Source organism: Mesorhizobium sp. ESP6-5 (assembly GCF_020164695.1).
In the GTDB taxonomy this organism is placed as follows: domain Bacteria; phylum Pseudomonadota; class Alphaproteobacteria; order Rhizobiales; family Rhizobiaceae; genus Mesorhizobium; species Mesorhizobium australicum.
Genome location: NZ_JAIUGR010000002.1, coordinates 180,216 through 205,596, shown reverse-complemented (window position 1 = coordinate 205,596; position 25,381 = coordinate 180,216). Strand labels below are relative to the sequence as shown.

23 protein-coding genes and 1 riboswitch are annotated in these 25,381 nt (G+C 64.8%); of the genes, 7 read left to right on the top strand and 16 right to left on the bottom strand.

Annotated elements, in window-relative coordinates; translation table 11 throughout:
- The first annotated feature begins 20 nt into the window (after window positions 1–20).
- On the top strand, window positions 21–779 hold the full coding sequence (locus LB524_RS03400) for a triose-phosphate isomerase (protein ID WP_224523680.1): 759 nt from the start codon (window positions 21–23) through the stop codon (window positions 777–779).
- Between the two features lie 25 nt (window positions 780–804).
- Window positions 805–1,245, top strand: coding sequence for an RpiB/LacA/LacB family sugar-phosphate isomerase (locus LB524_RS03395; RefSeq protein ID WP_015318957.1), 441 nt, complete (start codon window positions 805–807; stop codon window positions 1,243–1,245).
- On the opposite strand, the gene dhaL is transcribed toward LB524_RS03395, so the two are convergent.
- The 4 genes from dhaL to LB524_RS03375 all read right to left on the bottom strand — a co-directional run bounded on the left by dhaL (window position 1,242) and on the right by LB524_RS03375 (window position 4,943).
- Window positions 1,242–1,877, bottom strand: coding sequence for a dihydroxyacetone kinase subunit DhaL (gene dhaL / locus LB524_RS03390; RefSeq protein ID WP_140617403.1), 636 nt, complete (start codon window positions 1,875–1,877; stop codon window positions 1,242–1,244). The genes LB524_RS03395 and dhaL overlap by 4 nt on opposite strands.
- Window positions 1,878–1,887: 10 nt before the next feature.
- Window positions 1,888–2,895, bottom strand: coding sequence for a dihydroxyacetone kinase subunit DhaK (locus LB524_RS03385; protein ID WP_140715172.1), 1,008 nt, complete (start codon window positions 2,893–2,895; stop codon window positions 1,888–1,890).
- 75 nt (window positions 2,896–2,970) lie between these two features.
- Entirely contained in the window at window positions 2,971–3,444 is a 474-nt protein-coding gene (locus LB524_RS03380; protein ID WP_140715170.1) for a 6,7-dimethyl-8-ribityllumazine synthase, read from the bottom strand.
- A gap of 77 nt (window positions 3,445–3,521) precedes the next feature.
- A riboswitch (FMN riboswitch) is annotated at window positions 3,522–3,666 on the bottom strand.
- A gap of 101 nt (window positions 3,667–3,767) precedes the next feature.
- A complete protein-coding gene (locus tag LB524_RS03375; RefSeq protein ID WP_224523677.1) occupies window positions 3,768–4,943 on the bottom strand; it encodes an MFS transporter in 1,176 nt (391 codons plus the stop codon).
- Between the two features lie 48 nt (window positions 4,944–4,991).
- On the opposite strand from LB524_RS03375, the gene LB524_RS03370 reads away from it, so the two are divergent.
- Window positions 4,992–5,531 carry an Lrp/AsnC family transcriptional regulator gene (locus tag LB524_RS03370; protein ID WP_015318952.1) on the top strand — a complete coding sequence of 180 codons (540 nt, stop codon included), beginning with the start codon at window positions 4,992–4,994 and terminating at the stop codon, window positions 5,529–5,531.
- 17 nt (window positions 5,532–5,548) lie between these two features.
- Here the strand turns inward: LB524_RS03370 and LB524_RS03365 are convergent, their stop codons facing one another.
- Together LB524_RS03365 and oiaX are read right to left on the bottom strand one after the other, a co-directional pair.
- A complete protein-coding gene (locus LB524_RS03365; protein WP_224523656.1) occupies window positions 5,549–6,877 on the bottom strand; it encodes a four-carbon acid sugar kinase family protein in 1,329 nt (442 codons plus the stop codon).
- Window positions 6,878–6,879: 2 nt separating this feature from the next.
- Complete coding sequence (oiaX, locus tag LB524_RS03360) at window positions 6,880–8,130, bottom strand: 3-oxo-isoapionate-4-phosphate decarboxylase OiaX (RefSeq protein ID WP_224523654.1); 1,251 nt, start codon at window positions 8,128–8,130, stop codon at window positions 6,880–6,882.
- 212 nt (window positions 8,131–8,342) lie between these two features.
- Here oiaX and LB524_RS03355 point away from each other — a divergent pair, with 212 nt between their 5' ends.
- Entirely contained in the window at window positions 8,343–9,056 is a 714-nt protein-coding gene (locus tag LB524_RS03355; protein WP_140617398.1) for a transcriptional regulator NanR, read from the top strand.
- Here LB524_RS03355 and LB524_RS03350 read toward each other — a convergent pair.
- From LB524_RS03350 to LB524_RS03305, 10 genes are all read right to left on the bottom strand, one after another.
- Entirely contained in the window at window positions 9,032–10,891 is a 1,860-nt protein-coding gene (locus tag LB524_RS03350; protein WP_224523652.1) for a hypothetical protein, read from the bottom strand. The genes LB524_RS03355 and LB524_RS03350 overlap by 25 nt on opposite strands.
- Window positions 10,888–11,922: a Gfo/Idh/MocA family protein gene (locus LB524_RS03345; RefSeq protein ID WP_224523650.1), complete on the bottom strand. Its 1,035-nt coding sequence runs from the start codon at window positions 11,920–11,922 to the stop codon at window positions 10,888–10,890. The genes LB524_RS03350 and LB524_RS03345 overlap by 4 nt, the downstream gene beginning before the upstream one ends.
- A gap of 2 nt (window positions 11,923–11,924) precedes the next feature.
- A complete protein-coding gene (locus LB524_RS03340) occupies window positions 11,925–12,989 on the bottom strand; it encodes an ABC transporter permease (RefSeq protein WP_140661496.1) in 1,065 nt (354 codons plus the stop codon).
- Window positions 12,989–14,530 carry a sugar ABC transporter ATP-binding protein gene (locus LB524_RS03335; protein WP_224523647.1) on the bottom strand — a complete coding sequence of 514 codons (1,542 nt, stop codon included), beginning with the start codon at window positions 14,528–14,530 and terminating at the stop codon, window positions 12,989–12,991. The genes LB524_RS03340 and LB524_RS03335 overlap by 1 nt, the downstream gene beginning before the upstream one ends.
- On the bottom strand, window positions 14,527–15,189 hold the full coding sequence (locus LB524_RS03330) for a DUF2291 family protein (protein ID WP_224523644.1): 663 nt from the start codon (window positions 15,187–15,189) through the stop codon (window positions 14,527–14,529). Before LB524_RS03330 ends, LB524_RS03335 begins: the two co-directional genes overlap by 4 nt.
- Before the next feature lie 138 nt (window positions 15,190–15,327).
- A complete protein-coding gene (locus tag LB524_RS03325; protein ID WP_015318943.1) occupies window positions 15,328–16,269 on the bottom strand; it encodes a D-ribose ABC transporter substrate-binding protein in 942 nt (313 codons plus the stop codon).
- 271 nt (window positions 16,270–16,540) lie between these two features.
- Window positions 16,541–17,368, bottom strand: a complete 828-nt coding sequence (locus LB524_RS03320) for a phosphogluconate dehydrogenase C-terminal domain-containing protein (RefSeq protein WP_015318942.1) — start codon at window positions 17,366–17,368, stop codon at window positions 16,541–16,543.
- A 95-nt stretch (window positions 17,369–17,463) separates the two neighbouring features.
- Complete coding sequence (locus LB524_RS03315) at window positions 17,464–18,471, bottom strand: ABC transporter permease (protein ID WP_140617393.1); 1,008 nt, start codon at window positions 18,469–18,471, stop codon at window positions 17,464–17,466.
- Window positions 18,468–20,945: an ATP-binding cassette domain-containing protein gene (locus LB524_RS03310; protein WP_140617392.1), complete on the bottom strand. Its 2,478-nt coding sequence runs from the start codon at window positions 20,943–20,945 to the stop codon at window positions 18,468–18,470. The genes LB524_RS03315 and LB524_RS03310 overlap by 4 nt, the downstream gene beginning before the upstream one ends.
- Before the next feature lie 72 nt (window positions 20,946–21,017).
- Window positions 21,018–22,040, bottom strand: coding sequence for an ABC transporter substrate-binding protein (locus LB524_RS03305; RefSeq protein ID WP_140617391.1), 1,023 nt, complete (start codon window positions 22,038–22,040; stop codon window positions 21,018–21,020).
- A 353-nt stretch (window positions 22,041–22,393) separates the two neighbouring features.
- Between LB524_RS03305 and nanR the strand changes: the two genes are divergently transcribed.
- The 3 genes from nanR to LB524_RS03290 all read left to right on the top strand — a co-directional run bounded on the left by nanR (window position 22,394) and on the right by LB524_RS03290 (window position 25,369).
- Window positions 22,394–23,110: a transcriptional regulator NanR gene (gene nanR / locus LB524_RS03300; protein ID WP_263486471.1), complete on the top strand. Its 717-nt coding sequence runs from the start codon at window positions 22,394–22,396 to the stop codon at window positions 23,108–23,110.
- Between the two features lie 71 nt (window positions 23,111–23,181).
- The gene (locus LB524_RS03295; RefSeq protein WP_224523637.1) at window positions 23,182–24,477 is read left to right on the top strand and encodes a ribulose-bisphosphate carboxylase large subunit family protein; all 1,296 of its coding nucleotides are present in this window, start codon (window positions 23,182–23,184) and stop codon (window positions 24,475–24,477) included.
- A gap of 46 nt (window positions 24,478–24,523) precedes the next feature.
- Window positions 24,524–25,369 carry a phosphogluconate dehydrogenase C-terminal domain-containing protein gene (locus LB524_RS03290; protein ID WP_015318936.1) on the top strand — a complete coding sequence of 282 codons (846 nt, stop codon included), beginning with the start codon at window positions 24,524–24,526 and terminating at the stop codon, window positions 25,367–25,369.
- Window positions 25,370–25,381 lie beyond the last annotated feature (12 nt).

Sequence of the window (25,381 nt, the reverse complement as noted above, 5' to 3'; positions counted from 1 at the left end):
GAGGATCAAGGGGTGTACGCGTGGTTTACTGGGTCGGTACAAGCTGGAAGATGAACAAGACGCTCGTCGAGGCGCTTGATTTTGCAGGCGCACTGGCCGGCTTCGTGGCGGCTTTCGACGATCGCATCCAGCCTTTCGTCGTCCCGCCTTTCACGGCGGTGCGAGAGGTCGGGCAGGCGCTGTCGACGACGCGCGTCAAGGTCGGCGCGCAGAACATGCATTGGGCCGACGCCGGCGCCTGGACTGGCGAGATCTCGCCGGTGATGCTGAACGATTGTGGCCTAGACCTGGTCGAACTCGGCCACAGCGAAAGGCGCGAGCACTTCGGCGAGACCGACCGCACGGTTGGGCTGAAGACGGCGGCGGCGGTCAAGCACGCACTGATACCGCTGATCTGCGTCGGCGAGACGCTGGCCGAGCGCGAAGGCGGCAAGGCCGATGCGGTGCTGACCAGCCAGGTCGACGGTGCACTGCAATTCCTCGAGGGCGAGGCGAGGGGAGCAAAAATCCTGTTCGCCTACGAGCCGGTCTGGGCGATCGGCGACAAGGGCATTCCGGCCAGTTCCGACTATGCCGACAAGCAGCAGGCGCTGATCAAGAAGGTCGCGGGGGGTCTGCTGCCGTCCGTGCCGCCGGTGCTCTATGGCGGCAGCGTCAATCCCGGCAATGCCGCGGAACTGATCGCCCAGCCCAACATCGACGGCTTGTTCATCGGCCGCTCGGCCTGGCAGGCCGAAGGCTACATCGACATCCTGCGCCGCGCGTCGGCCGCCATCTGAATCATCGAACTGGAAAGGACAAAAAATGAAAATAGCCATTGGAGCCGACAGCGCCGGCAAGCCGCTGCTCGACGTCATATCAGCGCATCTGGCGACCAAGCCGGGGCTCACCGTCAGCGACCTCAGCCAGGCCGGCTTCTATGCCGATCTGTCGCGGAAACTTGCCCAGACGATCGTCGACGGCGAGAACGATCGCGGCATCCTGTTCTGCGGCACCGGCATCGGCGTCTCGATCTCGGCCAACAAGGTGCCGGGCATCCGCGCCGCACTCACCCACGACACCTATTCGGCCGAACGCGCGGCGAAATCCAATAACGCCCAGATCATCACCATGGGCGCCCGCGTCATCGGCCCGGAACTCGCCAAGGCCATTGTCGATACCTGGCTGGCCTCGGAGTTCGACGAGAAGGGACCGTCGGCCGGCAACGTCCAGGCGATCGACAAGCTCGACGCGGCGAAGGGCTAAGCGAGACTGTCGCGCATCGCACCGATGACGGTGACGGCCGAAGCCGCACCGGGATCGATATGGCCGAGCGAGCGCTCGCCGAGCCGCGACGAGCGGCCCTTGGCGGCGATCATGTCCTTGGTCGATTCCGCGCCGCGCTCGGCGGCGGCAAAAGCGGCCTGGAGGCTTTCGGCAAGGTTTTTTCCTGCTGCATTGCTGGCGCCGGCCGCTTCCGCCGCCGGTTGCCAGGCGTCGACCATTGTCTTTTCGCCGGTTTCGGCCTTGCCGCGATCCTTGATGCCTTGCGCCATGGCCTGCAGCAGCGCGACGACATCGGCATCCGCCAGCGTCGCCTTGCCCTTGACGGCGGCGGCGGCGCGCATGAAGGCGGTGGCATAGAGCGGGCCGCAGGACGCGCCGACGGCATTGAGAAACGATTTCGCCGCGGCGTTGAGGAGCGCGGTCGGCTCGGCCGCCGTAAGGTCGAGCGATGCCAGAGCATCGCGCGCGGCGTTGAACCCGAGCGCCATGGCAATGCCGTGGTCGGCGTCGCCGATGACGCCGTCGAGCTGGCAAAGCCGGTCCCTGTCGGCTTCCATCGCCACGGCGATCGCATCGAACATTCTTTTCAGGTCGAACGCGGCGATGGTCATGGAGCGCTCCTCAGCCGGCACGGAACATGGCGCAGTCGCAGGGGTGGTCGAGCATCGCCTGCAATTCTTCGTCGAGATGGAAAAGCGTCACCGAAGCGCCGGCCATTTCCAGCGACGTGCAGTAGTTGCCGACCCAGGTCGCGTGGACCGAAACGCCGATGGCGTCGAGCCTCTGCTTGACCCGGCGGTTCATGATGTAGAGCTCCATCAGCGGCGTCGAACCCAGCGAATTGACCAGCACCGCGACCTTGTCGCCGCGCTTCGGCGCCATCTCGGCGAAAATCTTGTCCAGCATCTCGTCGGTGATTTCGTCGGCGGTCCCGAGCTTGCCGCGGGCGATGCCGGGTTCGCCATGGATGCCCATCCCGATTTCCATCTCGTCCGTGCCGATCTCGAAATTCGGCCGCCGGGTCTGCGGCAGCGAGCAGGGCGACAGTGCCACGCCCATCGTGAAGGTGCGGTCGTTGGCCTTGCGCGCGACGCGCTCGCATTCGTCGAGGGAGAGCATCAGGTCGCAGGCGGCACCGGCCGCCTTGAAGATGAAGAAATTACCCGCGACACCACGGCGCTTCCGCCGCTGGTCACGCGGCGCCGAGGCGACGTCGTCGGTGGTCAGCACCGTGCGCACCTCGATGTCGTCCATGGCGGCCATCTCGGCCGCCATGTCGAAATTCATCACGTCGCCGGCATAGTTGCCGTACATGAACAGCACGCCGGCGCCGCCGCTGATCGCCTTGGTGCATTCGAGGATCGGATCGGGCGGCGGCGAGGCAAAGACGTTGCCGACAGCCGCCGCGTCCGCCAGCCCCTTGCCGACAAAGCCGAGAAAGGTCGGCTCGTGGCCGGAGCCGCCGCCGATCACCAGCCCGACCTTGCCGGGCCTCGGTCCATCGCGGGCGATGATCGAGCGCGGACTGCCGTCCACGCTCCCGAGATGGCGAGGATGCGCGGCCAGGATCCCTTCGAGCATTTCGTCGACGGCACGGTTGCCGTCATTGATGATCTTCTTGGTCTGCACCGGCATCCTCCCGAACTCAGTATTTTCCGGGATACTACAGCCCGTTACCGGGATTTCCACCCCGGCAGCGCCGCTTCAGGCCGCGATCTTTTCCCGCGCGGCGAGTATCTGCACACAGGCGTTTGCCGCTTCCTTCCCCTTGACCGTGAAATGCTCGAAGAAGAAGCGATGATGCTCGGTGCTGTCGTGGAAATTGTGGGGCGTGAGCACCGCCGAAAGCACGGGCACGCCGGTCGACAACTGCACGTTCATCATGCCGTCGATAACGGCGTTGGCGACGAAGTCGTGCCGGTAGATGCCGCCATTGACGACGAATGCCGTGCCGAGGATCGCGGCGTAGCGGCCGGTCCCGGCAAGCGTCTTGGCATGGAGCGGAATTTCGTAGGCGCCGGGCACGTCGAAGATGTCGACGGCAAAGCGTCCGCCGCCAATCTCGGCCAGTTCCGCCCCAAAGGCTTGCACGCACTGGTCGACGATGTCGGCATGCCAGCGCGCCCTGATGACGGCGACGCGGATTGTTTCATAGTCTTTGTGGGAATGCTGATTCATGGGTCCATCCTTCCGTTTCGAACCAGAATCAGGACGCACGATACGAAATGCGGCCCGCCGGGGCGGTCCGTCTTCCGTTTCGTTCTCTTTCATCCGGACTGTAACCGTCGGCTCCGGAATCACACCGGATCTGCTGACCTCTCCGATAGCGGAAAGCGCTCGCGGGCTTGGGCCGAAGCCGTTACCGCCGGTGGGGACTTTCACCCCGCCCTGAGAACATTAACGCGCTTTGTATGGGAGGATGGTGGGGCCGCTGTCAACGCAGCAGGTGCCCTTGGCCAATCACGTTTTGCCGACTGGAGCAATGCAACAGGCGGATCGTTCTAGCGTGTGCGCCATGCCGCCGCGCCAGCGGCAATCAGCATCAGCAAGGCCGCAACTGCCGCGCATGTGGCGAAGCCGAAGCCGGAATAGAGCGGCCCGAAGCCGGTGGTGCCGACGAACACCGCGAGGTAGGTCACCGCGCTGTTCAGCCCCATGATCGTGCCCCGTCGCGACGGATCGAGCGCCGACAGGCGCATCACCAGCACGTTCAGCCCGAAATGATTGGCAAGCCCCCAGGCGGCGACCATGGCGAGCGTCAAGCCATAGCTGCCGCTGGTCGCGGCGATCGCCACGTAGACGATGGCGACGAGAAGGTAGGCAAAGGGCATGACGCGTCGGGCGCCCAGCCGGTCGATGATGCCGTCGAAGAGCGCCGCCGTGCCAAATCCCGCGCCATAGGCGAGGGCCGCCAGCCCATTGGCGCTGACCGGCTGCCCCAGCCCGCTGTGGAGGTGGTCGCCAAGGTAGCCATAGACACCGTAGAAGGCGGTCATGAAGGCGCCGCATGCGATGAGAAGCGGCACAATGCCGGGGATGTTCAACGCCGCCAGCGGGGCGGGCGCCGGTCCGGCCTTCCGGACATCCGGGAGCGACGATGCGCTGAGGCCGCCAAGCGCCAGCGCCGCCAGCACGGCCACGGCGACAAAGACGGCGCGCCAGTGCACGAGATCGGCAAGCACCGCCGACAGCGAAACGCCGGCCACCATGCTGAGCGTCCACCCGGTCAGCACCACGCCGATCGTGCCGCTTTCCCGCCCAGGCGGGGCGATGGCCGCGGCACTGGCATAGATTGCCGGCATGGCGACGCCAGCGGCGATCCCAGCGACAAGCTGCGCGGCAACCAGCGCGCTCACCGTTGGCGCGACCGCGCTGGCGACCAAGGCCAATGCCAGCAGCAGCAAGGCCGCCTGCAGCATCCGCCGCGCGCCGAGCCGGTCGATATGGCGTGCCAGGAACAGGGCGCTCGCGGATGTGCCGAGGCCGAACGCGGCCGCCGCCATCATCACCATGGGGACGCTGGTCGAGAACGACACGGCCACTGCCGGAGCGATCGGGCCTAGCACAAGCGAATTCGAGCCGATCACGGCGATGCACCCGGTCAAGAGATAAGCGAGGGCCGGGATGGGCGGCCTGGTGTCCGCGCCCAAGGCTGTAGCTTGATCGTTGTTCGACATATCATCATAATGGCCGTATTAAATTCCGTGACAATCGGGAATACCGCTATGGATGAAGAAACAGATGGCATTCCGCGGAACAGGCCGGCGGCCCGGGATGTCGACGCGACCGACCGAAAAATATTAGGCGTTCTCGTCGAAGACGCGACCGTCAGCTATGCCGAACTCGGCGATCGCGTCGGCCTGTCGCCGCCGGCAGCGCACGAGCGCGTCAAGCGGCTTCGGCGCAGCGGCGCCATTCGCAACACGGCCGCCATCATCGATCCCAACGCGGTGCGAAAGCCGCTGCTCACCTTCGTTCACATAGACACCAGCGGCTGGGGCAAGACCCCTGAACTGATGGCGATCTCGGAATATCCCGAGGTCGAGGAGATCCACACCGTCGCCGGCGATACATGCGTACTACTCAAGGTGCGCACCGAGGACACCAAGGCGCTCGAAGGCCTCCTGTTGCGTCTCTACGAGACACCCGGCGTCACCTCGACGCGCAGCTACGTGGTTCTGGCGACCTACCTCGAACGGCCGGTGCAACCCGGCATCACGGCGCAGTGGCCGACGCCGAAGCACATGGGCAAGCCGTTGTATTGAACGGCTTGGCTCGTCGCTTAGCTTCCCAGCCGGATCGTCTCGAAATAGGCGTCGGTGCCGACCTGGCCGCCTTTCAGCGCTATTTCGAGGCCATCGATCTCACCGCCGCCATGGGCGACGCAGAGCGGAGATCCCGGCGATTGCGGTAACGGCATGCGCACGGTCAGCGCGTCGATGGCCAATTGTCCGAGCGCGTGGCTGGACGTATCGCCACCGGCGATCACCGCGCGCTTGAGTTTCTGCTCGGCGATCAGACGGCGCAGGATGGTCCCCAGTGCCCGCCCGAGCGTATTGCGGGCGCCCTCGATCCGGTCGATCTCGGCACCGCGATCGGCCTGTGGACCAAGCGCGGTGTAGAGGATGACGCTGCGGCCCTTGGCAAGGCTCGCCAGCCCGGCCGCGACCGCCTGCTCGATCGCTTCGCCGGCGCCCTCGCGGACCAGCCGCATCGCATCCATCCCAATACCGTCGAACCCGTGGGCGAGTGCGTGGCGGATTTGCTTTTCCGTGGTGGGCGAGACGCTGCCCGACACCACGGCGAGCCGATCCACCGGACCGGGCGACGCGAATGCCGCATGCCCCGACACGATGCCTTTGGCGGCCCACTCGGCAAGCAAGGCATATTCGGCGCCGGAGGATCCGACGACAAAACCATGGCCCTTTTCATGGATGCGCCAAAGCTGTTCGCCGACCCGCCGCTGAGTCTGGAGGCTATCGACGTCGAACAGGACGATGTCCTTGTCTTGCAGGACCTGGTCGACCGTTCGCGCGAGATCGTTCGCCTGCAGCGCCGCCAGGTCGACCAGACCGGAACTTAGGCTGGTCTGGCGCGAAAGGTGGATGAGCAGGTCGGCCTCGTCCATCGGCGTCACCGGATGCCTGCTCATCACCGGATGCCGGTCGATGCGGAAATACGCGCCGCGGAATGCCGCGAAGAGATTGCCGAAGGCGGTGTAGCGCTTGAGCTGCGGCGCCCCGACCACCATCGGCACGCTCGCTCGGCCGAAAATACGCCTGCCGATTTCGGTGGCGCGGCCAATGCTGCCGACCGCCGGGCTGGAATCGAAGGTAGAGCAGATCTTGTAGTGGCAGATCGCCGCCCCGAGGCCTTTCAGCCATTCGAAGGCCGGCGTCAGGTTTTCCTCCATCCATTGCGGCGTTTCGCTTCGGCTGGTGCCCGCCAATCCAACCGCGCGGCAATGCGAAAATCGCGCCAGCAAGGACGGATCGGGCTGGTTCATGAACAGCACCGTCGGAACGCCGCCGAGCTCAAGCGCCTCCATGACGTCCGTCGAACCGGTAAGGTCGTCGCCATAATAACTGAGGAGCAGGTTTTGCGCGGCCATGCTCATGCTGCCTTGCCGTCGCCGAACTTTTCGATCGATCGGGCCAGTTCGATGTGATCGCGGGCATAGTCCGCCAGCGCAATGCCCTCGACCGCCGCCTGCCAGGCTTGCAGCACGGCCCGCACGCCGGCACCGGGTCCGTCCGGATGGCTGACGATGCCGCCGCCGCAGAGGTAGAGGAGGTCGACCGTGCGGCCGGTGCGCTCATAGGTTTCGGGTGCCTGGCCGCCCCATTGGCCCGAGCAGGCCACGGGCAGCGCGCAATCGTCTGATGAAAACAGCGGCGTCGTCACTGCCTCGAAGGAGCGGATGAAGGAATCGTCCGGCTCCCAATATTTCGAGCCGATGCCGTTGATCTGGAACTGGTCGACGCCGAGCAGCCGCCAGAATTGCTGCCAGACCTTGAAGTCCATGCCGAGGCCGGGGTGGCGTGTGAGAATGTCCCAGCCATTACGATGGGCATGCAGCACCAAGCCGGAACGCTTCCGCAGAAAAGCCATGCCACCGAAGCCGATCGAGTTGATGTTGACGACCGCGCAATTGCCGCCGGCTTGGAGCACAAGATCGTGGTTGCGCATCATCTCGTCGGGATCGGCATGCGAGATGCCGAAGGCATACATCACCTTCTTGCCGGTCTTCTGCTCATGGTCGAGAATCCCTGGCATGATCGCCTTCACCCGCTCCGCCAGCGGCGAATAGGCAGGGCTCATCAGCTTCTCGTCGTCCTTGATGAAATCGACGCCGGCCTCGATCAGTTCGCCCACCATCGCGGCCGTCTCGTGCGGCCTGAGACCAAGCGCCGGCTTGACGATGGTACCGATGATCGGGCGGCCCTCGACACCGGTCAGCCCGCGGCTGCCCGCAACGCCGAACTGTGGACCCGCATGGGCACCCCGGTATTGTTCCGGCAGCTTCATGTCGATGACGCGGATGCCGGACAGGCCCCTGATCGAATAGGTGCCACCAATGGCAATGGTCATCAGTGCCGACAGGTCGGTGCCGATAGCGTCGAAGGGGAAGGCGATGTCGACATCGGCGCGCCGGAAGGGCCCGCTGCCGGATCCCGGGAGAGAGGGTTGCGTGGCATCCGGCAGGTGCCGGATCGCCAGCACGCGCGCCGCCACGCGCGCCTTCAGCTCCTCGGTCTCGCCCGGCAGCGCGACGAAGGTGCCGGTCGACTGGTCGCTGGCGATCTTGGCGGCCAGCGCCTCGATGCTGCCAGGGGTTTCGATGCGATAGGTAAGCGTGATCATGGTCGGTCGGCCGCTCGAAAAGGGTTCGAAAAAAGTTTCGTCGCGCAGGAAATCTGGTATAATGAGTACATAAGTATTGCAAGAAATATCCGCGCCTCGACAAGAGCGGTGGGCTGCGGCAAAGCTGGAGCGAACCCGCTCCAGGCGCGGGCATTCCGGTAATCCTGCCGGGAATGCTAAACAGGAACCGGGCCAGGGAGTGATTCGTCACGATGAACCGTTCGGAGCCGATCGTCCGGCGCAAACTTTCCGACGAAGTCTTTGCAAGACTGAAGCGGCTGATCACCAGCGGCGAACTGCAGCCGGGCGACGACATGCCGTCCGAACGCGAGTTGATGGAGCGCTTCGAGGTCGGCCGGCCGGCGATCCGCGAGGCCATGCAGGCGCTGAGCAATATGGGGTTGGTCGCCATCTCGCATGGCGAGCGCGCCAAGGTGCTGCAACTCACCGCCAAGTCGATCATCAAGCAGGTCGACGGTGCGGCCAAGATCATCCTGTCCTCGTCCCGGGACACGCTGGAGCACCTGAAGACCGCGCGCATCTTCTTCGAGCGCGGCATGGTCAGGGAAGCCGCGGAAAGGGCCAAATCAGAGGATGTGCAATTGCTGAAGGCGACCGTGGCCGAGCAGCGCGCCGCGCGCGGCGATTCCGAAGCCTTCATCTCCGCCGACATGAAATTCCATACCCAGATCGCGTCCATTTCAGGCAATCCGATCTATGTCGCCGTCAGCGAAGCCACGCTGGGCTGGCTGAAGGAATACCACACCGAAATGCTGATCTGGACCGGCAAGGAAAAATACACGCTGACCGAGCACGAAGAGATCATCGACCGCATCGAGCACGGGGATGCCGACGGCGCCGAGAAGGCGATGATCAAGCACCTCGAGCGCTCGCGTGCGCTCTATGTGATGAATTCCGAGAAGTAGCCGATCCTGGTAATCGCATAGGGAGACATCACGAGATCGCCCTGGCCAAGCGCGGAAGCGTCGACCCGCATGTCGTTCGGTGTCAGGTTCGCCAGCCAGACGACGGTCTCGCCCGACGCGGAGCGGCCGGCCAGCGCCAGCACCCGCGTCTCGTCGCTCGTCGTGGCGGAAACATGCGTCAGCCCGGCCAACTCACAAAGCCCTTCAATGGCCTGGAAAATCGGCCGCGGCGATCCCTCTGCGGCGGATTCGCCCGATCCCGCGACCACGCCGAACGGTCCGGCGAAACTGGACAGAGTCAGCATCTCCAGTCCCGCCGGCGCGACCCGCGCGGCATAGCCGATCGTCCATGCGGCGGCGAACTGCGCGGCGTGGCGCGGGTCGCGGTTCGCCATGGCGATGCGCTGTCCCTGAGGATTGTCCTTGGTCGCGCCGCCATAAGGGTTCTGGCGCATGGCAATCGTCGATGGTCCGATCCGGTACGGTTTTGTCCCGAAGATCGCCCGCGTGGACCGGGTGATGAAGGGCAGCGCCTCCAGCGATTGCATCACGCTGAGATCGTCGGCGGCGTGCACGATCGGATTGGTGCAGTGGGTGATGAAATCGAGCTGGCCGGCTGGAACACGCTTGCGGTTGAGTTCGGTGAAATAGCTGAACATGCCGCCGCCGAGGCGGAGGCCGGGAAAGCCCCGGCGGGCGGCCGCGTAGACGTCCTCGAGCGGTGGGCATGCCGGCCAGGCACTGCCCGGCGGCGTCGATTGCCGGTCGACCGCAGGCGACACCGCGATGGCGTCGAGCCGCAGGCCTGCCCGGCGCACCGTGTCGGCGATCTCGGAAAGTTCGGCGTCCAGATCGCCGGCACAAGCGACCACGCACTCCAGCGTCGTCGAAACAGGATAGGCGGCCGCCAGCCGGGCATGGGCGCGCAGCGCCTCGAGGCCGTGACCACGCGTCGGGTCGAAGTGGAAAAGCAGTTGCCGGGGACCGAGCCCTCGCAGCAACGGCAGGTCGGCAAGTGCCGCCTCGATCTCCTCGGGATAGACCACGATGCCGATATCGGGCAGCTTCGCGCCGGCTTGCCCGAGCTCGACGCGGACCGGTTCGGCCGGCGCCGCCGAGGCAGGCACATTGGCATCGCCGGTGATGCGCAGGCTGATCGTCTGGCGCAGCGCCTGCCCGGCCGGCAGCACATAGGGCCATGGCAGCGCCAGCGGCCGCACATAGGTTTTGTACGAGGCGTCGGACCAGTTGCGCTGGTCCTCCATCTCGAATGCGTCGCCTTCCATCCGGCATTGCGCGACAACGCCGGGCCGGACCTGATGCGTGATGGCGCGCAAATCCTTGAACGGCTGCCACGGGTCGATCAGATCGGGGAATTCCGTCTCGACCACGCTGCCGTCGGTGTGCTCGACCGTCACCGGGCTGCCGGCGAGGCCGGCGATCGGGTGCAGGATGCAGAAGCCGCAGCGGTTGGTTTCGAAATCGCTCTCGGGGAGCACGGTCACATCGAAGACCAGCCTGCCGTCGGCGGACCCTTCGATCGTCGCGTGGAAGCCGAGCCGGCTGCCGTCCGGACTGAGGCAGCTTGCCGCGTAGCCGACGGAGAAACGGTCGTCCTTCTGGTCGATGGTCAGGTCCGTCAGGTCGGGCTCATAGGTGCCCCAGTCGCGGTCGCGCACGATATAGGCGATGGCGCGCAGCACTTCGGTGCCGCCGTGGCGGATGGTGCGCAAATTGCCGTTGACCAGTTCCGCGCTCAATGCGCCCGCACGCAGCGTGACCGGCTTGGGCTCGGCCGCGCGCGTGCCGTAGAGCTGGAAAGCGTCCGCCGTCATCTGAGCAGCGCGTCGATCTGCACCGGTTCTCGGCTGGCGGCACCCGCATAGGCAGCCTCGACCAGGGCGAATGTCCTCAGATTGTCCGCGCCTGACGTCGCCGGTTCCTGGCCTGATGCAAGGCAGTCGACCCAGTGCCGCTGGATGGCGGCAACGCTTTCCTGGATGTTGTGCCACGGTCGCGAGGCCCAGGGCAGCAGCGGCGGCGAGACGTCGCTCACCTTGGTTCCGCTCTTGCCGGTGACGGTCAGCCGATAGCCTTGCGCCAGCCGGATCGTGCCGTCGCTGCCGTCGAGTTCGATGAGCGTCTCCGGGAAAGGCTCCACGGCAAGCTTGGTCGCATAACTGCAATCGACCACCGAGGTGGCGCCGCCAGCGTGGTCCATGAGGATCGTGGCGACATCCTCGCCGGCGATGGCCGGGTTGATGCGTTTGGTCCGCGCGGTCAGGCTCGACACATCGCCGAGCAGGAAGCGGGCGATATCGAGGATGTGGATGCCGAGGTCCTCGATGATGAAGCGCTTGCCCGTCGCGAGATAGGGCTGGCCGGAAAACACGTCATAGCCGGAGCGGAAGGAGATGCGTCCGAAGAAGGGCGTGCCGATCTCGCCGCTGTCGAGCACCGCGCGCACCGCCTGGATCGGCGATTGCCAGCGAAAATTCTCATGCACCATCAGCGGCACGCCGGCATCCGCGCAAGCCTTCACCATCGCCTTGGCATCGCCAAGCGTTGGCGCGAATGGTTTCTGGCAGATCACGGGAACGCCGTGCGCGGCCGCCATCTCGACCAGCGGCCGATGGCTGCCGACCGTGGTGGCAATGTCGACGAAGTCGAGCGTCTCGGCGGTGAAAAGTTCCGCCGCGTCGGTGTAGCGCCGCGTCACGCCGAACTGGTCGCCGACTATCTTGAGCCGCTCGGGATCGCGGTCGCAGATAGCGACGATCGAAGCGCCCTCTATGTCGTGCCAGGCATGCATCTGGTTGACGGCGAAGAAGCCGCAGCCGATCAGCGCTCCACTTAAGCTCGCCATGCTCAACCCGCCTTGGCCATCTGCATCAGGGTGACGCGCTGCTGCAGCCGGCGCTGCGCCTGGTCGACGACGACGGCGACGATGATGACCAGCCCCTTGATCACCATCTGCCAGAACGAACTTACGCCCATCATCACCAACCCGTCCGACAGGATGCCGATGACGAAGGCGCCGACTATGGTGCCGCCGATCGTGCCGCGCCCGCCCGACATCGAGGTGCCGCCGAGCACCGCCGCGGCGATGGCGTTCAATTCGAAGCTCTCGCCCGTCGCCGGATGCGAGGCCATCAGCTCCGAGGAGATGATCAGGCCGACGATCGCCGCGCAGAAGCCGGAGAACATGTAGACGAACATCTTGACCATGTTGACGCGCACGCCCGAGATCCGCGCCGCCCGCTCATTGCCGCCGACGGCGAAGATGTGCCGGCCGAGCGGGGTGTAGCGCGCGAGATAGGCAGCCCCCAGGGCCACCACGATCAGAATCCAGATCGACACCGGCAGGCCGAGCAGCCGGCCGGCGCCGAGGAAGCCGAAGCCGGTGGTGCCGAGTTCCGGCTTGCCGACCAGGTTGGGGAAGGTGCGGCCGTCGGAGGACAGCAGCGCGAAACCGCGCGCGACATAGAGCACGCCGAGCGTGGCGATGAAGGGTGCGACGTTGAGCCTGGTGATCAGCAGCCCGTTGACGGCGCCGATCGCTATGCCGACCAGAAGCGTGATCAGGGCGATCTCGACGACGTTGAAATAGATGGTGTAGCCGATCTGCAGGTCGATGCCGTTGAGCACGAGATAGCCGGCCACCATGCCGCACAGGCCGACGATCGAGCCGACCGAAAGATCAATGCCGCCGGTGATGATGACGAAGGTCATGCCCATGGCCAGGAAGGCGTTGAGCGCCACGTGCTTGGCCATCAGGATCAGGTTCGCCGCAGACAGGAAGTTCGGCGCGGCGATCGAGAAGAACACCAGGACCGCGATCAGCGCGATAAAGGTCCTGAGCTTCATCAGTGTCAGCAACGCGGAGCCGCCGGAGGCGGAAGGAGCGGTCGCCTTGGCCGGAATGTCAGTCATCAGCGTTGCTCCCCATGTGCGGCCGGTCCGTGGCCCAGCGCCGACGCGGCGACGATCGCCGCCTCCGTCGCTTCGGCGCGGTCGAACATGCCGGTCAATCTGCCATTGCTCATCACCGCGATGCGGTCGGACAACGCCATCACCTCGTCGAGGTCGGAGGTGGCGAACAGGATGCCCAGCCCGTCGCGCGAAAGCTTGCGCATGGTGCGGAAGACATCGGCCTTGGCGCCGACATCGATGCCACGGCTGGGCTCGTCCATCAGAAGCACTTTCGGTCCGGTGAGCAGCGCCTTGCCGATCACCACCTTCTGCTGGTTGCCGCCCGACAGCGACGAGACTTCCTGCGCCGGGTCGGCTACCTTGATTGCGAGTTCCCGCACCATCTGCATCACCGCCTGCCGCTCGGCGCCGCCGCGGATATGGAACAGGCGCACGAAACGCGACAGGCTCGCCAGCGTCAGGTTGCTGGCCACCGAGAGGATCGACACCAGCCCTTCGCGCTGGCGGTCCTCGGGGATCAGTGCAAGCCCGCGCTGGATACGGCGCGTCGTGTCGCGCTCCTTCACTTGCCTTCCGGCGATGAAGATCTGGCCGCTGGCATGGCCGTGACGGCCCATGATGCAGTCGAACAATTCGCTGCGCCCGGCGCCCATCAGCCCGTATATGCCGAGGATTTCGCCGGCGCGCAGCGACAGCGAGACATGGTCGACCGCCAGCCCGCCGGTGACGCGCGGCAGGCAGATCTCCTCGGCGCGAAAGATTTCCTCGCCTGGCTGGTGGCCGTCGGCCTTGGCGAAATCCTTGGCATCCGAGCCGATCATCTGCCGCACGATCCACTGCGTGTCGACGTTCTTCATTTCCTCCTGGCCGGTGATGCGGCCGTCGCGCAGCACGGTGACGGTGTCGCCGATGCGGATCAGTTCTTCCAGCCGGTGCGAGATGTAGACGATGGCGACGCCGCGCGCCTTGAGGTCGGCGATCACCTTGAACAGGATTTCGACTTCCGTAGCACTCAGCGCCGAGGTCGGCTCATCCATGATCAGGATCTTGGCGTCGAGCGAAACCGCCTTGGCGATCTCGACCAGCTGCTGCTGGCCGATGCGCAAGTCCTCGACCAGCATCTCGGGCCGGATCCCGGCTTCTAGCCGGTCGAGGAATTCGCCCGCCCGTTTTTCCTGTGCCTTGCGATCGATCTTGCCCAGGCGGTTGGAGATCTCGCGTGTGGCGAAGATGTTCTCGGCGACGGTCATGTTGCCGAACAGGTTCAACTCCTGGAACACCATGCCGATGCCGCGCGCGACCGCGTCTCCCGACGAGGAGAAGGAAACCTCTTCGCCTTCGAGCAGGATACGGCCGAGGGTCGGCTGCTCGACGCCGGCGATGATCTTCATCAGCGTCGACTTGCCGGCGCCGTTTTCGCCGACCAGCACGTTGACGGCCCCCTTGTGCACCTCGAAGTTCGCCTGCTTGACCGCGACCGTGCCGGCATAAACCTTCGAGACGTCCTCCAGCTTCAGGATAACCTCGTGAGCGGGGCTCATGGCTTCGGTCCGATCTCGGCCTCCGCCGGAGTCACCAGCGGCAGGTCTTGGCCGCCTTCGATCGTATAGGCGCCGATCACCTTGGCGGTGCGGCCTTCAAGCGCCTCGCGCGGCAGTTTGGACAGCACGGTCTTACCGGCATAGGCGTTGAAGGCCTTGCCGAACTGGGCGAAGTCGATCTGATTGGTGAAGTCGTTGAACTGGACGAAATCGAGGCTGTCTCTAAGTGCAGTGCCGCGTATCGCCGGCCCGATCTGGACGCGCGCATCGGCCTTGTCGTCGCCGTCCACGTCGACATCCATCGTTGCCGCGCGCGACTGCGTGTTGGCGGCGACGATCTTGCCCTCGACGCGGACCGCGAAGGTCCATGGCGAATTCGCCTGCTTTCTTGGATTGCCGTATTTGGCGCCGGCCGCCGCCGGATCGGTTTTCGCCAAGGCATGGACCTCGGCGAACGGCCCAGCCTTCTGCCTGAGGTAGGGGATGACCTTCGGGGTCCAGATGTCCTCGACCATCTTGTCCGGGTTAAAGGCAGACGCGCTGTTTTCACTCTGCGCCACCGGCGTCGGCAGGATTTTGCAACCGCCGAGGCCAAGGCCCGCGAGCGCGACAAGCGTCAGCCAACTAAAAGGGGTTAGCCAGGTCAATGTCTTCGGCATGGCGGTCAAAAGCACCCGGAACGTGAAATTAGAGCAATTCCAGGAAAACTGTGAAACGGTTTCCCGTCCGGAATTGCATCAAAATAAAGCACTGAGGGGCGAACGCGTGTCCGCCCCTCGCAATTATATCGTGCCGGCTCAGTTCTTCAGCGCGAAGGTTTCCAGCTTGGCGGCATTGTCGCCATTGATGAGCACGCAGTCCATCAGCTGCTTTTCCTTCTCGGGCGACTTCTTGTTCTTGATGAAGTCGTTGGCCTGTTCGACCGCCATCTGCGCCTGGGCGTAGGCCGGCTGCAGCACCGTCGCCTTGATGCCGCCCGAGGTGATGGAATCGCGCACGTCGTTCGAACCGTCGAAGCCGACGACGATGACATCCTTGCGGTTCGCCGCCGCGAGCGCCGCATAGGCGCCCATCGCCATCGTGTCGTTGCCGGAGATGACGCCCTTGATGTCGGGGTTGGCCTGCAGGATCGATTCCATCTTGGAATAGGCCTCGGTCTGGCTCCAGTTGGCCGATTGCTGCGCGACCATTTTCAGGTCCGGATAATCGTCGATGACGTCATGGTAGCCCTTGGAGCGGATGCCGGCATTGGTGTCGGATTCCTTGCCGACCAGCTCGACGAAATTACCCTTTTCGCCCATCAGCTTGACGAACTCCTGCGCGCCGAGCTGGGCGCCCTGGTAGTTGTTGGAGACGATCTGCGCCACGGCAACGCCTGTGGCGTTGATCTCGCGATCGATCAGGAAGGAGGGAATGCCGGCGTCCTTGGCCTTCTGCACGGCGGCGACGGTCGCGTCGGCGCCGGCATTGTCGAGGATGATCGCCTTGGCGCCGCGGCCGATCGCGGTATCGATCAGCTCGGACTGCTTGTTGGCGTCGTCGTCATGCACCAGCACCAGCGCCTCGTAGCCGAGTTCCTTGGCCTTGGCCTCGGCGCCGACGGCTTCCGCCTTGAAGAACGGATTGTCGTGCGATGGGGTGATGATGGCGATGAGGTCCGCCGCGTAGGCGGGCATCGCCGTGCCGAGCGCCAGCACGCCGGCGAAGGCGGCAAGCGTCATTCTGCGTGTCAGTTTCATGAAGTCCTCCCGTTTGAAAAGCCTGTGTCTCGATCGTTCGAGCCACTTGTCTGTGTTTGAATTCGTCAGCGTGTGAAGGTTGCGGAACGCCCGGGCTCAAGCCCACCAGCTCCGCCAAGGCAAGTTCCTATTCCCCCATCCTCCACCCGTCTCAGCATCGAACTCCCGGCGAAGCGTGATCCGAGCGAACATTAGCTTAGCTAACTGGTATGATGAGTCAACCACAAATTCAGGTGATCTGTACCTAAGGCAGATCTGTACCTAGAGACGCTCAAGTGATCCGCTGGATGCTGGCCGCGATCTCTTCGGGCTCGAAGACGCGCTTCCAGTCGTCGCGCATCAGCACCGGCTTGCCAAACTCGATCGCCTTGTTGCAGGCATCCGAGAACACCCCCTTGGTTTCGCCGAAGATGACGGCGCCGAGCACGTTCATGTGGCCAAGCAGGAAGTCGAGTGCCGCCTGCTGGTCGACGCCGCGCGCCACCACCTCGTCGACCGCTTCCTTCATGACGACCAGCAGCGAGGCGCACACCGTTTCCGAAAGTCCCGGCTCGAGCAGCGCCATCTGTTCGACGGAAACGCGGTGCGAGCGCATTACCGGCGCCCAGATGATCTTGGCGATAGCCTCCCCCTTGGCGTAGTCGGCCTCCGGTCCCTGCATCAGTGCGCTGACCATGTGCTGCTTGGCCTTGACGCCGCCGAAATAATCCTTCTTGGCCGCCATGTCGGTCTCGTCGTTGAAGATCGGCGGATGACAGGGATGGGTGACGAAGTAGGTCAGGTCGGGACGATTAGGCAGATGGCCGGCAAACGGTGCGGCGGCATCGAGCACGATGACCATCGTGCCCGGCGCAAGCTTGCTCTCGATGCCGGCCGCGACCTTGCCGATATGGGTGTCCGGCACGGCCAGGATCACCACGTCGGCGCCTTCCAGCGCCTCGTCGGCGCTGACCGTGTCGAAGCCCAGTCCGGTCTTCAGCCGCTCGCGCCCGGCCTCGCTGACCTCGACATGGCGGATTGTATAGGGCGAACCGCGGAAATTGGTCGAAAGGCGGTAGCCCATTTTGCCACCGGCACCGAACAGCGCAATCGTCGTCATCTAGCCCTTGCTCCTTGGTCGCGGACGCCGGCATTGCCGATCGTCACCTTATCTACTGGTATGATCACTCTACCACAGCTTGGCAAGAGAAATCATCACTCGGATTTCAGCGTGCCGTCGTCGCCTGCGCGGTCGACGGCGGCTCGCCTCGACAGCACCTGGCGGCCGGCCAGCGCCAGAACGAAGATGACGACGATGCCTTGCACGATGTCCTGCGCACCTGGCGGCAGGCCGACGATCTGCATGGTGGTGACGATGAGGATCAAAAGGATGCTGGCGAACAGCGTGCCGACGGCGCTGGCCGAGCCGCCGAAGATCAGCGTCCCGCCCAGAACCACCGCAGCGATCGACTGCAGGAGATAGGGCTGGCCCATTTCGAGGAAGGCGCCGCCTATATAAGCGCCGAGCAGCAGCCCGTTGAGCGAAGCCAGCACCGCCGAGATGATGAACGCCGACGCGATGATCCGGTTGTTGCGGATCGCCGCCAGTCGCGCGGCGGTGCGATTCTGGCCGACCGCCGACAGCAACTGTCCGAACACCGTGTAGCGCAGCACGAACGCGGTCGCGGCCACGCCGACAATGGCGATGACGGCCATGATCGGCACGCCGGAGACGCGGCCCGTCGCCAGCGTCTTCAAGAGCGGGCTGACGGCGAAACCCGATATGGCGCGGTTCGACAGCAGCGTTGCCGTCGCCAGCACATAACCCGTCGCCAGCGTGGCGATGATGGCTGGTATGTTCAGCCCGACGACGAGCAGCGAGTTCAAGCCGCCGACCGCAAGGCCGAGCAGGATCGCCGCACCCACGCCGATGGCGAGGTTGGCATCCTGGCCCTTGATGGTGAGCAGCGCCACGAAGGCGCTGAGCGTGATCACCGACGCCACCGAAAGGTCGATATTGCCGCGCCCGGTGGTGACGACGAACATCTGGCCTATGCCGACAACGGTCAGGAACGACGCCGATAGAATGATGCCCGACAGGCTGGAGAGGCTGAACCGGTTGGTGACGATGGACAGCACCAGCCAAAGCACGAGCACGCCGATCGCCGACCAGACCCAGCGGTTCTTCTGCGCCCACAGGCTGAAGGCGGCGAGGCCGTTCATTGTTCGCTCCTGCGGTCGGCGGTCAGGCTGCGCAGCGTCAGCAGGGCGATGAGGATCAGCCCTTGCGTTGCCGCGTTGAAGTCGCTGCTCACGTTCAGCGTGCCGAGCAAGGCGCCGATCAAGGCCAGCGTGACCGCCCCGGCGACGGCGCCGACCGGCGAGATGACGCCGCCCAGCAGCGAGCAGCCGCCCATCACCACGGCGGCGACGCTGAGCAGCGTGAACGAATTGCCGGAATTGATATCGCTTGCCGTGTTGATCGCGGTCAGCGACAGGCCGGCGGCAGCCGCGAACAGTCCGGCGACGAGGTAGCGCACCAGCGCATAGCGCGTCGGCGACCAGCCGGAGCGGATCATGGCGGTCGGATTGTTGCCGAAGCCGCGCAGCACCACGCCGAGCGGCAGCCGGTCGATCACCAGCACCACCAGCGCGACCGCGGCGATTAAGATGATGGAGGTGGGCAGGAAACCCAGTGACCAGCTGAACATCGCCGACAGCCATTCGGGGCTGGCGCCGCCCGGCGTCGGCTGCAGCGCGTAGCCCAGTCCCATCCAGATGAAAGAGGCGCCAAGCGTGACGACGATGGCTGGGATCTTGCGTGCCTGGATCAGGCCGCCAAGCCCGGCATAGGCGGCGACCGCCGCCACCAGCGCCAGCGCGCCGAGCCATGGCTGATCGTAGAGCAGCGTGGCGGAAAGCACGCTGACCAGGCCGGCAAAGGCGCCGACGCCGAGATCGATCTCGCTGCCGCCGACGATGAACATCTGCGCCGCCGTCACTAGCACCAGCGACAGCGCCGGCATCAGGAGCAGGTCGAGCCCGAAGATCGAAGCGACCGCCGGGTTGGCCGAGATCATCACCGCCAGCACGGCGGCGAGGCCGATGAAGGGAGCCGCGTTCACCAGCCGGCGGGCAAGCCCGGCGCCGGCAGAGCCGCTGCGACCGGCGCCGATGGCTTTGTCCGCCTGCTGGGCAAAGGACGCTCCAACGATGGCTGATTCCGTGATCGCCTCGCCGGCCAATTCCTTGACGATGCGGCCGCCGGAAAACACCAGCACGCGGTCGCAGGCCAAGAGTTCGGCATCTTCGGTGGTGTGCCACACCAGCGTGCGCCCGCTGCGCGCGATCTCGTTGCAGAGCCTGTAGAAGTCCTGCTTGGTGGCGATATCGACGCCGCGCGTCGGATCGTCGAGCAGCAGGATCGGCGTGTCGGCGACGAGCGCCCGGGCAACCAGCGCCTTCTGCTGGTTGCCGCCGCTGAGTTCGAGGATGTTGGAGCCGAAGCGCTTGTCGTCGAGCCGCAGCCGGCCGGCCGCTTCGGCCGCCGCCTCGCGGTTGGCACGCTGCGAAACCAGCCCCAGTGCCGGACGGCGGGCAAGGCTGCCAATGCTGATGTTTCCAAGCACGCTCCACAGCGGGAACACGCCTTCCTTCTGGCGGTCGCCGGCAATGAAACCGGCATCGCCGCTCCGGGTCACCGCGGCCCCTCTGGCGGAATCCGGCTCGAAAATGGCGTGCAGCAACTCCTTCTGTCCGCTGCCCTCGAGCCCTGCCAGTCCGATGATCTCGCCGCGGCCGATCTCGATGTCGCGGCCGAGCCCGGCAGTCAGGAAGCCGGACAGTTTGACCAGCGCCTCGCCGCTGCTGGCGGCAGTCGCGCTGTGCTGGTGGATCGAATTGGCGTCGCCGCCCATGAGCTGCACAAGTTGGCCAATCGAAGTGCCGGCGACATCGCCGCGCCAGGCGGTGCGCCCGTTGCGCAGCACCATCACCTGCGTGGCGATGTCGATGATTTCCTGCAGCTTGTGGCTGATGAAGATGAAGGCAAGGCCGGATTTGGCTCGTTCGCGGATGAAGGCCCGCAACTGCCTCGAGCGGTCGAGGTCGAGCGAGGAGGTCGGCTCGTCGAGCACGATCAGCTTGACACCCGGCGTGGCGGCGGCGCGCGCGATCTCGACCATCTGCCGCTCGGCGATGGAGAGATGGCCGACTTCGGCGTTCACATCGATGCCGTTGGCGGGAAAGACGGCGTCCAGCGCCGCCCGGGCGCGGGCTCGATAGAGCGCGCGCCAGCCCGGCCGGTTGCCTGCGTCGCCTGGCGTCTCCAGGAAGAAGTTCTCGGCCACGGAAAGGTTGGCGCACAGCGACAGTTCCTGATGCACCATGCGGATGCCGCGCCTTTGCGCCTCCGCCGTGTCGTAGTCGGCGAAGCCCACATCCTGGCCGGTGAACGAAATCGAGCCGAGGGTCGGTGACGTCGCCCCGCACAGGATGCGCATCAGTGTCGATTTGCCGGCGCCGTTGCCACCGACCAGGCCGATGATTTCGCCGGCCGAGACGGCGAGGTCGATTTGCGCATTCGCCAGCGTCGGCCCGAAGCTCTTGGTGATCCGCGACAGCGAGACGACGTTTGGCCTGGTGTCGGGCACCGTAGCGGCTGCACCCTCCGGATCGGTTACGGCGAGATGGGACATTCGTCCTCCGTTTCTTACGGGCAGGGACCGGGCGCGGCCGTTTGGCGCGCCCGGTCCCTGGCAATGGCAGCCTTACTTGCTGAGCAGGTTCTGCTTGACCCAGTCGAGCGAATAGGTAGGGCTGATGATCTGGCCGCCCGGCAGCTTCGCATACTCCTTGAGATTGCTGGCATCGACCGTCGCCACCGGCATGATCATCAGCTTCGGTGCCTTGCCGCCCTTGAGCAACGAAAGGCCGAGCCAGAACGCGGCGCCGCCAATGCCCGGCGTGGTGTTCATCGAGACGGTCTGGTAGCCGTTCTTGGCATTCTCTTCGGCCCACCATTTGACGAAGTCGGTGCCGCCGCCGCCTTCGATGATCGGCATCTTGCCGGCATAATCGCCGCCATACTGGACGAAGGCCTGGGCGATGCCGACATCGTCGCTGCCGCCCTGGCCGAGCACGGCGTCGACATGTGGCAGCGAGGGCAGGACGTTGGCGATCGCCGCCTGCGCGACCGAGGCGGTCGCCTGGCCGTAGACGGTGGCAACAACCTTGATGTCGGGATATTTCGCCAGCACCGACTGCTGCGCGTTGAACATGTCGTTGTCGGGCGCAGAGCCCTTCACGCCGCGCACCTGGATGACGTTGCCCTTGCCGCCGATCATCTTGAAGACGGCTTCGGCCTGGGCCGCCTTGTAGCCCTTGAAGTCGAAGTTGAGCTGGTAGTTGCAGGGCGCCGAAGCAACCGAATCGAAGGAAACGACGATGATGCCGGCCTTGCAGGCCTTTTCGATGATGCCGTTGACCGCGGTCTCCGAGGCGGCGTCGACGGCGAGCACATCGACCTTCTTGAGGATCAGCTCGGCGATCTGGCTGTTCTGCTGCGCCACCGAGCCGTCACCGTTCATGATGATGTAATCGGCGATCTGGCCACCTGCCTTGGCTTCCTTGGCCGAGGCCTCGAACGCCTCCACCATCTGGTGGCGCCAGGTGTTGCCGTAATAGGCGTTGGCGAGCGCGATCACCGGTTTGTCCGACGATGCGATCGCCGGCAAAACAGAAGCACTGGCCAGCGCGGCGCCGGCAAGCGCCGCCACAATTGAAAACTTCATGATCTCTCCTCCCAAAAATCGGCCGACCTGATCGGCTCGTCTGTCACTCCGTAAAGGTGTCTCTTCCGAAGGACACCATACCAGCTACATGTTATACCAGCATACCAAATAGGCAAGTCACTCGGAACCTCATTTGACTGCGTCCACGGGAGCAACGCGCCCGCCGGGTTCTCCGTCTCATCCCTGGCCAGTCGGGCCGTGCCGACACTATGTTTGCCGTCACGCGCCGCATTGAGACTGGCCACACTGGACGCTAGGTCATCATATATGTAATGTCAATTATTAGCGGGGACCTTGCCTGTTGGTGCGACTCGGGATCGATTGCCCCCGGGAAACGATCAGGAGAGATGCGGATGGAACCGGTCCAGAAGAAGAAGTTGTATGTCGAGGTGCTCGATCGGCTGATGGCGTCGATCTCGACATCCGAATTTCCGCCCGGTTCCCAATTGCCGTCGGAAAAGGAACTGATGACGATGATCGGCGTCGGGCGGCCGTCGATCCGGGAAGCGATGCTGACGCTGCAGCAGATGGGGCTCATCCGGATATCGCACGGCGAACGGGCGCGCGTCATCAACCCGACGCCGGAGGTGATCGTCGATCAGGTCTCCGCGGCAATGGTCATGATGCTGGCGACGAATTCGCGCGGCCTCGAAGAACTCAAAGAAGTCAGGCTCTTGCTGGAAACGGGCCTGGTTCGGATCGCCACGCGACGCGCCACGGCCAAGAGCCTGGAACGGCTTGCCGGGACCTTGCGCCACCTACGCGAGGCGAAGGGCGACCAGGCTCGGTTCGTAACCGCCGACATGGAATTCCACGCCGTCATAGCGGAAATGAGCGGCAATTCGATGATCGCGGCCGTGGCCAAGGGCATGCTCGAATGGCTGTCGCGCTTCAAGCGCGATCTCGTGGCCGTGAAAGGCGCCGAGCGTCTGACGGTCGAGGAACACGAACGCATCTACAAGGCGATCGCCAGCGGCGACGCCGAAGGCGCCAGCGCCGCCATGGCGGACCATATAGGCCGCGCCAACGAACTCTATTCGAAACTGGCGGGCAACGACGGCGGGGACTGACAGTCGCAAATTTTTTGACCGGGAAAACTCATGTGATGACATGATGTCTTTTTGATGCTATCGCTCCCGTTATGAAGTTCATTCCAGCCGGGAAGCCTGCATTGACCGGTCGTCTTAACGCCACCTACCTGATCGAAACCCGCTATCCCATGGAGGTCGCCGCGGCCGCGATGGCGGGTGAGCAATCGAGCGGGACATTCCGTCCGATCCCTGGGGAGACGCCGGAACTGCTGCTCAGATTTGGCGCGCGCGTCGAATTCATCGAGGATCTTGGCGAGGTCGATGGCGAGGCGTTGCCGTTTTCGCGCGCGCCCGGAGATGCGGCGGCCGTCAGGCCGCGCCGGGCCAAGGTGGGTCTTTCCTGGAACATCGAGAACATGGGCACCGTGCTGGCTTCGGTCTGGTCGACGGTGCTCGGCAATCTGTTCGAGCTGCATCATTTCTCGGCCATGCGTCTGCTCGACGTCAGCTTTCCCGATGTCTTCGCTGATGCCTATCCGGGGCCGGCTTTCGCTGTCGAAGGCACGCGTCGTCTGACCGGTGTCACGGGACGGCCGCTGATCGGCACCATCGTCAAACCGAGCATCGGCCTTACGCCGCGGGAGACCGCGACCCTGGCCGATACGCTGATCTCAGCCGGCCTCGACTTCATCAAGGACGACGAACTGATGGGAGATCCCCCGCATTCGCCGTTCGAACAGCGGTTCGAGGCGGTCATGGCTGTCATCGACCGGCACGCCGACAGGACCGGGCGCAAGGTCATGTACGCGGCCAACATTTCCGGCGACATCGACGCCATGCGCCGCCAGCTTGACCTGATCGAGCGCCGTGGCGGCACCTGCGCCATGCTTGTCCTCAATTCCGTCGGCCTGTCGGGTGTCGTCAAGATGCGCCGGCATTCCGCCGTCGCGCTGCACGGCCATCGGGCGGGCTGGGGTCTCTTCAGCCGTTCTCCTGATGTCGGCATGAGCTATCTCGCCTACCAGAAATTCTGGCGCCTGGCCGGCATCGACCACATGCACGTCAACGGGCTGTCCAACAAGTTCTGCGAGCCCGACGATTCGGTGATGGCATCCGCCCACGCCTGCCTCACTCCGATGTTCGGCCGGGCCGATCGGCCCGATACGGTGATGCCGGTGTTTTCGTCCGGACAGACCGCGGTGCAGGCGGGCGAGACCTATGGAAGGCTCGGCACGAACGATTTCATCTATTGCTGCGGCGGCGGGATCATGGCGCATCCCGGCGGTCCGGCCGCCGGCGTTCAAAGTCTGCACGATGCTTTCGAAGCCGCCGCGGCAGGCATTCCCGCGCGCGACTACGCCGCCACGCATCCGGAGCTCGAGGCCGCGCTGCAAGCGTTCGGCTGAATCTGCGCCATCGGCGCGCCATCAAGAGGAAATGGGAGAGAAGCAAATGACGACATCCGTGGCGGTGCTTGGAGCCGGAGGGAAGATGGGCTTCCGCGTGACACGCAAGCTGATCGAAGCAGGTTACGATGTCCGCGCCGTGGAGATCGGCGAGGCCGGCCGCAAGCGGTTGGGAGAAGCCGATATCGCCGCCGTCGCCATGGAGGAAGGCATTCCCGGCGCCAAGGTCGTGGTGATGGCTCTGCCGGACAACATCATCGGCCAGGTGACGCGGCAAATCTCGCCGATGCTTGCCAAGGGCACCATGATCCTCGTTCTGGATGCGGCCGCACCCTATGCCGGCGACCTGCCCGGCGATCGACCGGATCTCACCTATTTCGTCGGTCATCCCTGCCACCCGCCGCTGTTCGGTGACGAGACGGAGTGGGCCGCGCGTCGCGACTATCATGGCGGCATCGCCAGGCAGTCGATCGTCTGCGCCCTGATGCAGGGACCTGAAGAGGACTACGCGCTTGGCGAGGAGGTCTGCAAGGCGATGTGGTCGCCGATCATCGACAGCCACCGGGTGACGGTCGAACAGCTGGCGATCCTGGAGCCCGGCCTGTCCGAAATGGTCGCCATGCCCTTCGTCGACACGATGGTCGAGGCCGTCGAGGAGTGCGAGCGCAAATATGGCATTCCAAGGCAAGCCGCGCTCGACTTCCTGATCGGTCATCTGAATGTCGAGATCGCCATGTGGTTCGGTTTCTCGCCGAAAGTACCGTCCGACGCCGCACTGCGCCTGATGCGCTTCGCCAAGGGCGTCGTGGTCCGTGACGACTGGCGCGAGGCACTGTCGCCGGCCAAGGTGAAGGAAGCCTCGGAATTGATCGTCTACGGCAAGGGAGCCTGAGCCCTGCCTTCG

Coding starts and splice junctions, on each gene's coding strand:
- LB524_RS03325 (WP_015318943.1), bottom strand. CDS start 16,269: ATGAAACTGACACGCAGAATGACGCTTGCCGCCTTCGCCGGCGTGCTG.
- LB524_RS03305 (WP_140617391.1), bottom strand. CDS start 22,040: ATGAAGTTTTCAATTGTGGCGGCGCTTGCCGGCGCCGCGCTGGCCAGT.
- LB524_RS03350 (WP_224523652.1), bottom strand. CDS start 10,891: ATGACGGCGGACGCTTTCCAGCTCTACGGCACGCGCGCGGCCGAGCCC.
- nanR (WP_263486471.1), top strand. CDS start 22,394: ATGGAACCGGTCCAGAAGAAGAAGTTGTATGTCGAGGTGCTCGATCGG.
- oiaX (WP_224523654.1), bottom strand. CDS start 8,130: ATGATCACGCTTACCTATCGCATCGAAACCCCTGGCAGCATCGAGGCG.
- LB524_RS03335 (WP_224523647.1), bottom strand. CDS start 14,530: ATGAGCCCCGCTCACGAGGTTATCCTGAAGCTGGAGGACGTCTCGAAG.
- dhaL (WP_140617403.1), bottom strand. CDS start 1,877: ATGACCATCGCCGCGTTCGACCTGAAAAGAATGTTCGATGCGATCGCC.
- LB524_RS03310 (WP_140617392.1), bottom strand. CDS start 20,945: ATGTCCCATCTCGCCGTAACCGATCCGGAGGGTGCAGCCGCTACGGTG.
- LB524_RS03330 (WP_224523644.1), bottom strand. CDS start 15,189: ATGCCGAAGACATTGACCTGGCTAACCCCTTTTAGTTGGCTGACGCTT.
- LB524_RS03290 (WP_015318936.1), top strand. CDS start 24,524: ATGACGACATCCGTGGCGGTGCTTGGAGCCGGAGGGAAGATGGGCTTC.
- LB524_RS03320 (WP_015318942.1), bottom strand. CDS start 17,368: ATGACGACGATTGCGCTGTTCGGTGCCGGTGGCAAAATGGGCTACCGC.
- LB524_RS03295 (WP_224523637.1), top strand. CDS start 23,182: ATGAAGTTCATTCCAGCCGGGAAGCCTGCATTGACCGGTCGTCTTAAC.
- LB524_RS03355 (WP_140617398.1), top strand. CDS start 8,343: ATGAACCGTTCGGAGCCGATCGTCCGGCGCAAACTTTCCGACGAAGTC.
- LB524_RS03395 (WP_015318957.1), top strand. CDS start 805: ATGAAAATAGCCATTGGAGCCGACAGCGCCGGCAAGCCGCTGCTCGAC.
- LB524_RS03365 (WP_224523656.1), bottom strand. CDS start 6,877: ATGGCCGCGCAAAACCTGCTCCTCAGTTATTATGGCGACGACCTTACC.
- LB524_RS03370 (WP_015318952.1), top strand. CDS start 4,992: ATGGATGAAGAAACAGATGGCATTCCGCGGAACAGGCCGGCGGCCCGG.
- LB524_RS03345 (WP_224523650.1), bottom strand. CDS start 11,922: ATGGCGAGCTTAAGTGGAGCGCTGATCGGCTGCGGCTTCTTCGCCGTC.
- LB524_RS03375 (WP_224523677.1), bottom strand. CDS start 4,943: ATGTCGAACAACGATCAAGCTACAGCCTTGGGCGCGGACACCAGGCCG.
- LB524_RS03380 (WP_140715170.1), bottom strand. CDS start 3,444: ATGAATCAGCATTCCCACAAAGACTATGAAACAATCCGCGTCGCCGTC.
- LB524_RS03340 (WP_140661496.1), bottom strand. CDS start 12,989: ATGACTGACATTCCGGCCAAGGCGACCGCTCCTTCCGCCTCCGGCGGC.
- LB524_RS03315 (WP_140617393.1), bottom strand. CDS start 18,471: ATGAACGGCCTCGCCGCCTTCAGCCTGTGGGCGCAGAAGAACCGCTGG.